Here is a 7,456-nt window from a genome sequence, read left to right as displayed (position 1 = left end):
CCGATGTCGCCGCTGCGGTGGACGGTGAAGTCGACCCGGCAGTTGGCCGACGATCTGACCCGGCAGGACCACCGGGTCTCGACGGACACGGTCGCCGTCCTGCTGCGCGAGAAGGGCTTCAGTCTGCAGGGCAACTCCAAGACCGTTGAAGGTGCACAACATCCCGACAGGGATGCATAGTTCCGCTATATCAACGAGCAGGCCAAGGAGTTCCAGGCCGCGGGAGACCCGGTGGTGAGCGTCGACACGAAAAAGAAGGAGCTGGTCGGGAACTACAAGAACGCCGGACGTGATTGGCATCGCGAGGGCGTTCCGGTCCAGGTCCGCTCTCGCGACTTCCCCGACGCCGATCTCGGCAAGGCGATCCCGTACGGAATCTATGACCTGACGGCGGAGTCTGGCTGGGTCAGCGTCGGTACTGACCACGACACCGCCGCCTTGACCGTCGCCTCGATCCGCCGCTGGTGGCATGCGGCCGGCCGCATTGCGTACCCCGCCTCCCGGCGCCTTCTGATCACCGCGGATGCGGGCGGGTCCAACGGATACCGCACCCGCGCCTGGAAGTTCGAGCTGGCTGCCCTGGCCGTCGAGATAGGCCTGGAGATCACCGTATGTCACTTTCCTCCAGGCACTTCAAAATGGAACAAGGTCGAACACCGGCTGTTCTCCCACATCACGATGAACTGGCGTGGCAGGCCCTTGACCAGCCACGAGGTCATCGTTCAGAGCATCGCCGCGACCACCACCCGCACCGGTCTCACCGTCCACGCCGAACTCGACACCGGCACCTATCCCACCGGTGTGAAGGTCAGCGACGCCGAGCTGAACGCGGTGCCGGTCACCGGACATGCCTTCCACGGCGAATGGAACTACACCGTGCACCCCCACCCCGCCAGCCCGGCAGGCCCCACCAGGCCGACGCCCGGGCCGGCGGCGGTCTTCGACCGCGGTGCCCTGTCGCATCCCGTGCTGACCGGCATGACCTGCGCCGCACTGACCGAGCTGACCGAGACCTTGACCCCTGGCTGGCAGGCGCTGCAGAAACAGGACCCGGCCACCCGACGCGACGGCGGCACCCGGCGCCGGGCCCCGGGCGGCGGCCGCAAAGTCAAACTCGACCTGGCCGAACGGGTCCTGGCCACCGTGTTGCAACAAAACCTCGCTCTGCCGCCTACCGTGCTGGCCCACCTCTTCGCCGTCAGCAAGGACACCATCCGCCACACCACCAGCGAGATCCGACGACTGATGGACCAGCACGCGCACACACCCCAGCCCCCAGCAGCACACCTCAGCACCCTGGCAGGGCTCCTCGTCCACGCCACCACACACAGCGCGACCCTCACGACAGAGACCAAACCAACGTGTTGATTTTTTACGGGCCCTAAGCTTGGCGTTTATGCAGCTCTGCTGCTTGCGATGGCTTCCGCGAGGTTCGGTTTGACCTGTTTCCCGACGGGGTGCTCGCGTGCGCGGTGCTTGTTCTTCATCCCGATTGGCCGGCCGGGGCCCGCGGTGCTGGATTTCGGTGCGCCGGCCGGCTGAGGTGCTTTCCCGTGGAGGCGGCGAAATCGTCGACGGACACGCGCGGGTGTGAGGCGCCCTTGGCGGGCGGGCCGTTCCCAGGGATTGCGGAGGTCTTCTGCGAGGGGCCGGGCAAGGCGGAGCTGAGTGTGAGCTGCGATGACGAGCCAGGTCCAGCGGTCGGCGGCGGCCGGCTCACGGAGTTTGGGAGCGGTCCACCCCAACGTCTGCTTGAGCATTCTGAAGGTGTGCTCGAGGTCGAATCTGCGCAGGAATGACCGCCAGAGCCGGTCCACGTCGTCGGCCGTGGCGGCGGTGCCCGACCACCACAGCCAGACCGGTCTGGGGCTGCGGTCTCCACGGAGGTGGTCGACCTGAAGACGGACGACGGTGCCTTCGATGACCGGCAGCTCTCCTTCGGGGTGGTCGGCCCAGGCCGAGCGCCGAACCAGTAGCGGGTGCAGGCGATCCCAGGCACTGGCAACGGCCTTCCCATAGTGGGTGGTGTCGGACACCGTGGTGACCGACGGGGTCGGCTGAGTGGCCGCGGCCTCGAACGCGAACTCCGGCCCGCGCTTGTGCTTGCGCCCGCGCTTGCCCGGTGGCTGCGGCGGGGGCGGGAAGTACAGGACGCGGTCCGAACGCATCCGGCCCAGCAGCTCCACGGGCAGGTCCGTGAGAAGGAAAGCCAGACGGGTCACGTCATAGCCGGCATCGAGGACTACCAGGACAGGCGGGTCACCGATCTGCCACTGGCCTGTCACATACAGCCGCCGCACGCTTGCGGCCGCCGCCCTCCCGGCGCACCCGTCCCAACGGGGCTTCGCCCGACTCCAGTTCAGCCACCCCACGCGACACGGTGCCCTCACGGACGTCAGCGGCCCGGGCCACCAGCCGGATCCCGCCATGGCCCAGCGAGCGAGCCTCCGCTCCTATGGCCAGCCGACGCTGACGCTCGTCCAGGTGCGGGAACAGCGCCTGAAACTTCGCGGCCAACGCCTCCTCGATCTCCTCCGAACTCCCCATACCACATCAACGAGGCTCAAGGCGGGAAGCAACGACTTGATTCTCCGCAGGCCCTTAGCTACCCGGCCTTGGGTCAAGGCCCGTGCGGCGAGGTTCCGGCTCTTGTGCTCAGGGTGCAGCAGACAGCCGGCGGCCCCGGTGATCTGGTTCCAGTTGGTGAAGCGGTGACGCATTTCGGTGCGGTAGCCGGTGGCGGTCATCAGGTGCGACGGGGCGGAAGCGAGGTGAGATGTCACTGGAGGCGGAGAGGAACCGCTGGGCTCCACCCACGCTGCGGAACCCCAGACTCCACGAGCAGTCCTCCCCGGCCGTTCCACTACCCGATGATCTTCCCACAGGCAGACGCTCAGCCAAGTTGACGGTGCCCCGCCCGGGGCAAGCGGTGGCGTGTGCGCCGCGTATGCTCAGGGCTTGTCCAGTGGCGGAGGGCGCCTGCGCGATGTTTGACCACATCAGGTAGCAGGCGAGAAGGGCGAATTCCCATGGCTGAACAGCCCGCTGTGAGCGTCGGCGGCGTCACGTACCGGGTGACTCCCGAGTATTTGGCCAACGCCTCCAGCAACACGGCCCGCACGGCGACCGAGATCGCGGGGCAACTCGCGGAGCTCAAGACGTACGTGACGAGCCTGGAGGCGAGCTGGCAGGGCATCGCCCACACCCAGTTCCAGACCCTCATGGCCGAGTACGACGTCTACGCGCGGATGCTCCACGACGCGCTGGAGGGCATCTCCAAGGGCCTCCAGGGCAACTACGTGAACTACAAGGAATCCGAGCAGCAGAACCTCAACAACCTCGCCGCGCTCGGCCAGGACGTGCCGAAGATCCCGTCGGGGACCAACTTCAACTGATCCGCCGCCCCGGCCGGTTCGCGCACACCGCCCCCGGCGGTCCGCGCGCGGCCACCGGGCCGGGCGCATCCGAGGAGGAGCCATGGCCGATATCGACGGCACACCGATCTACGTCGGTGAGGGACTAGCCGCCGCGGGCGGCACGCTCAACGCCAGGGCCGGGGAGATCTCCGGTGAACTCCAGGCGCTCAAGTCGCAGCTCGCGCCGCTCGCCGACGCCTGGCGCGAGAGCCAGGCCGCGACGTACTACCAGGATCTCCAGAACGAGTGGGACCTGGCCGCCGACGGCCTCTTCGGGCCCGACGGCGTGCTCGGCCGCATCGCGCAGGCGATGCATGTGAACTGGAACAACTACAGTGACGCCGAGTGGTCGAACATGTCGACCTGGCGGCACTGAACCCACCGCGGCCCACGGGCCGGTGGCCTCGTACGCCCACACCGAAGCGGCCTCGTACGCCCCACACCGAAGGAAACGTCCGTGCCCGATGAACGCTGCCGGGTCACCGTGGTCGGCGAGCGCAGGCGAGTCGACCTCGCGCTTCCCGCGCAGGCCCCCATCGCCGAGTACACCCCCCGGCTCGCCACCCTGTGCGGCCAGCCCGAGCCCGAGGACCTGGCTCCGGTCTGGTCGCTCGCCGAGTCGGGCGGCGTGCCCCTCGCCCCCGGCGTCTCGCTGGCGGCGGCGGGCATCCTCGACGGCGCCGTGCTCTACCTGCGCGACCAGCGCGCCTCCGAACGCGAGGAGTTGAGCGTCACTGACCTCGACGAGCAGGTCGGGGAGGCGCGGGGGGACAGCTCGCTGTGGAGCGCCCGCCGCCGCGCCCAGAGCGTCGTGCTCGCCGGGCTGTTCGTCATGATCGCCTCGGCGGTGTGGCTCGGCGCGTTCCGGCTCTCCGGCGCCTCCGCCGCCCTCGTCGCGGTCGCGGCACTGGGCAGCGCGCTCCTCGCCTGGTACGCCACCCGCAAGAACTGGCCGCTGCCGCTCGCCGTGCGGCGGCTCATCGCGCTCGCCGCCTGCCCGTTGATGGCCTGCGCGGGGCTCGCCGCCCCGGTGCACGGGCCCGTCGCGACACCCGTGCTCGTCGCGGGTACGGCCGTGATCGGCGCGCTCGCCGGGCTCCTCGCGCTGCCCTCGGCCGCCACCGTGCTGCTCCAGCTGTTCACGCTCGTCGCCGCGGCGTTCGTGGTCCCGCTGACCGTCCTGCACGCCGGTCTCGCCGGTTCCGCAGCCGTGGTCGCGACGGTGCTGTTCCTGCTCGCCGGGCTCCTGCCCAGGGTCACCAGCCAGATCGCGGTGCTCGTTCCCTCGGGGCGGGACACCGGCGCCGCCGTGATCGACTCCACCGACGTCGAGGACATCGTCCGCCGCGGCAACCGGCTGCTGACCACGCTCAGCAGCGTCTTTGCCGCCGGTCTGGCCGCCGCGCTGCTCGTCCTCGCCGCACACGACGACGTCTACGGCCTCGCGCTCGCCGCTTGCGTGAGCCTCGGCCTGCTTCTCCACGCCGGGACCGTCCGGGTGCTCAGCGCCGTCACCCCCCAGCTCGCGGCGGGTGTCGTGGGACTGCTGGCGCTCGCCGTGCGCGTCCCCGAGTACGCCCTCGACTCGCGGACGGCCGGGCCGCTGGCCGCCTTCCTCGCTGGGCTCGTCCTGCTCACCTGTGGTCTCTTCCTCGCCTTCGGCGCGGCCCTGCGCCCCGTCGAGCAGGAGCGCCCGAGCTGGCCGGGCGGACTCGCGACCTTCCTCGCGGTCGTCTGCGTGCCGCTCGCCGCCGGGGTCTTCGGCCTCTTCGACAAGCTGGCCAACCTCGGGAGCAGCTTGTGACGGGCCGTCAGGGGCACAGCTTTCCCGTACCTTCCCCGTCCGGCGGCCACCGGACGGGGGCCCGGCGGAGGCAGGCGCGGTGAGGCTCGCCGCGGAGCGCGTGGCGCCCGGGAGCTGGGGCGGTCACCGCACGATCGGGGCGGCGGTACGGGCGGCGAAGCCCGGTGCCGTCATCACCGTCCAGGCCGGTACCTACACCGAGAGCCTGGTGCTCGACAAGGACGTCAGCCTCGTCGCCAAGGGCACCGTGCGGCTCGTCGCCGCCCGGGGGCCCGCCCTCACCGTGCACGCGGGCCGCGCCGAGGTGCGGGGCTTCGCCCTCGAATCCGACACCCCCCGGGACCCCGTCGTCCTGCTGCGCGGCGGCGAGCCGGTGCTGCGCGACTGCGAGATCACCGGCGGGCGCGTCGAGATCGCCGGGACGACGACCGCCCGGCTCGGCGGCTGCACCGTGCGGCGTGCCGGGGCGGCGGCGGTCCGCCTGACCGGCACCGGCCACGCAGTCCTGGAGGACGTGACGCTCGCCGGGTGCACCGGTGAGGGCCTGCGCGTGGAGGACGAGGCACGTGCCGAGGTCTCCGACTCCCTGATCGACGGCGTCACCGGGCACGGTGTCCTGGTGAGCGGCGGGGCGCACGTACGCCTGAGTCGCTGCGAGGTGCGCGCCAGCGGCGGGTCGGCCGTCCTCGTCGGCGGCCACGCCACCGCGAGCCTCGACGAGTGCCGCCTCCACGGGGCGGGCGGACAGGGCCTGTGGATGCGCGACACGGCGGGCCGTCGCGCCCCCGCGGCCGAGGGCGCCGCGCACGAGGCCGGGGACCCGGGCCACGGGGTGCGGCTGCGGGACTGCGAGATCTTCCACACCGCCGGTGCCGGCGTTCTCGCGGAGGACGACAGCGCGGTCCGCCTCCACGGCTGCCACGTGCACCACACCGAGGGCGCCGCCGTGTTCGTCACGGGCAAGGCCAGTGGCGAACTCATCTCCGTACGGGCCGTCGACTGCGCCGACAGCGCCCTCGTCGTGAGCGCCGCGGGGCAGGTCACCGGGCGGGACTGCACCTTCGCCCGTACCGGCGCCAACGGCGTCTACGCGGTGGGCGAGCCGGACCTCACGCTGACCGACTGCACCGTGCGCGACACCGCCTACACGGCCGTCCACCTGGGCGGCTCGGCACGTCTGAGCGCCGGCGGCTGCACCGTCACCGGCACCCCCGAGTACGGTCTGCGGGTCACCGCGCGCGCCGAACTCCTCGCGACGGGCTGCGCGGTGAGCGGCGCCGAACTCGCCGGGGTGGTGGTCGAGGACGGCGACGCCGCCCTGCGCGACTGCCGCGTCTCCGGCGGCCGGGACGGTGTCCGGCTGCGCACCAGCCACCGCCCGCTGCTCGCGCGGTGCGCGATCGAGGGCAGCGCCGAGACGGGCGTCAGGATCGGCCCGGGGACCGGTGCCCGGCTGGAGAACGTGACCGTCACCGGCAGCGGCGGCGCGGGCCTGCTCCTCGAAGAGGACAGCACGGCCGTGATCGAGGACGGCACCGTGGGCGCCTCCGGCGGCAGCGGCGTCGTCGTCCGCGCCGGTGCCAGGCCCGAGGTGCGCGGCCTCACCGTCGAGGGGGCGGCGAAGAACGCGCTCTACGTCGACGAGGGCGGCGCGGGCCGCTACGAGGACTGCCGGCTCACCGGCAGCCGCTTCCCCGCCGTCTACGCCGCCGCCCGCTCCCGTGTCCTGCTGCGCCGCTGCGCCGTCACCGGCACCGAGACCGACCTGCTGCGCGCCGAGGACGCCGAGGTGCGCGCCGAGGACTGCCACGTCGAGGACGTCGCGGAGCCGCTGCTGCCCTCGCTCGCGCCGCCGGGCGAGGCGCGCGCCGTCCTGACGGCCGTGCCCGCGCACCGCGCCCCCGCGAGGACCGGGCCGGGCGACCCCGAGGAGGGCGCTCGCGGCCCCGAGGAGGCCGCGGCCAGACTCGCCGGACTCCACGCCGAACTCGACCGCCTGGTCGGGCTCGACGGCGTCAAGCGCGAAGTGCTGACGCTGACCAGGCTCATGCAGATGGTCAAGGTGCGCCAGGAAGCCGGGCTCGCCCCGCCGCCGCTCAGCCGCCACCTCGTCTTCGCGGGGAACGCCGGTACCGGCAAGACCACCGTCGCCCGGCTCTACGGCGGCTTCCTCGCCGCCCTCGGCCTGCTCAGCCGCGGTCACCTCGTGGAGACCGACCGCGGCTGAGCAGGCCGA

General features: G+C 71.9%; 5 protein-coding genes and 3 pseudogenes. 5 read left to right on the top strand and 3 right to left on the bottom strand.

The window, feature by feature from the left end; all coding sequences use genetic code 11:
• Window positions 1–1,368: pseudogene (locus tag J1C73_RS10080) on the top strand (ISAzo13 family transposase); the annotation flags it as partial.
• A gap of 26 nt (window positions 1,369–1,394) precedes the next feature.
• Here J1C73_RS10080 and J1C73_RS10075 read toward each other — a convergent pair.
• From J1C73_RS10075 to J1C73_RS34695, 3 genes and pseudogenes are all read right to left on the bottom strand, one after another.
• Entirely contained in the window at window positions 1,395–2,291 is an 897-nt protein-coding gene (locus J1C73_RS10075) for a transposase (RefSeq protein ID WP_242643967.1), read from the bottom strand.
• Between the two features lie 7 nt (window positions 2,292–2,298).
• A pseudogene (locus J1C73_RS10070) lies at window positions 2,299–2,547 on the bottom strand (ISAzo13 family transposase); the annotation flags it as partial.
• 125 nt (window positions 2,548–2,672) lie between these two features.
• Window positions 2,673–2,829, bottom strand: a pseudogene (locus J1C73_RS34695) (IS6 family transposase); the annotation flags it as partial.
• A gap of 200 nt (window positions 2,830–3,029) precedes the next feature.
• Between J1C73_RS34695 and J1C73_RS10065 the strand changes: the two are divergent.
• From J1C73_RS10065 to J1C73_RS10050, 4 genes are all read left to right on the top strand, one after another.
• Complete coding sequence (locus tag J1C73_RS10065) at window positions 3,030–3,395, top strand: WXG100 family type VII secretion target (protein ID WP_242643965.1); 366 nt, start codon at window positions 3,030–3,032, stop codon at window positions 3,393–3,395.
• 82 nt (window positions 3,396–3,477) lie between these two features.
• Window positions 3,478–3,792 carry a WXG100 family type VII secretion target gene (locus tag J1C73_RS10060; RefSeq protein ID WP_093545736.1) on the top strand — a complete coding sequence of 105 codons (315 nt, stop codon included), beginning with the start codon at window positions 3,478–3,480 and terminating at the stop codon, window positions 3,790–3,792.
• Window positions 3,793–3,873: 81 nt separating this feature from the next.
• Entirely contained in the window at window positions 3,874–5,220 is a 1,347-nt protein-coding gene (locus J1C73_RS10055; protein ID WP_207316027.1) for an EsaB/YukD family protein, read from the top strand.
• 79 nt (window positions 5,221–5,299) lie between these two features.
• The gene (locus J1C73_RS10050; protein ID WP_207316026.1) at window positions 5,300–7,447 is read left to right on the top strand and encodes a right-handed parallel beta-helix repeat-containing protein; all 2,148 of its coding nucleotides are present in this window, start codon (window positions 5,300–5,302) and stop codon (window positions 7,445–7,447) included.
• Window positions 7,448–7,456: the final 9 nt, after the last annotated feature.

The sequence above is a fragment of the Streptomyces laculatispora genome (assembly GCF_017353455.1).
Lineage (GTDB): Bacteria > Actinomycetota > Actinomycetes > Streptomycetales > Streptomycetaceae > Streptomyces > Streptomyces laculatispora.
This window is presented reverse-complemented; position numbering and strand designations above follow the sequence as displayed.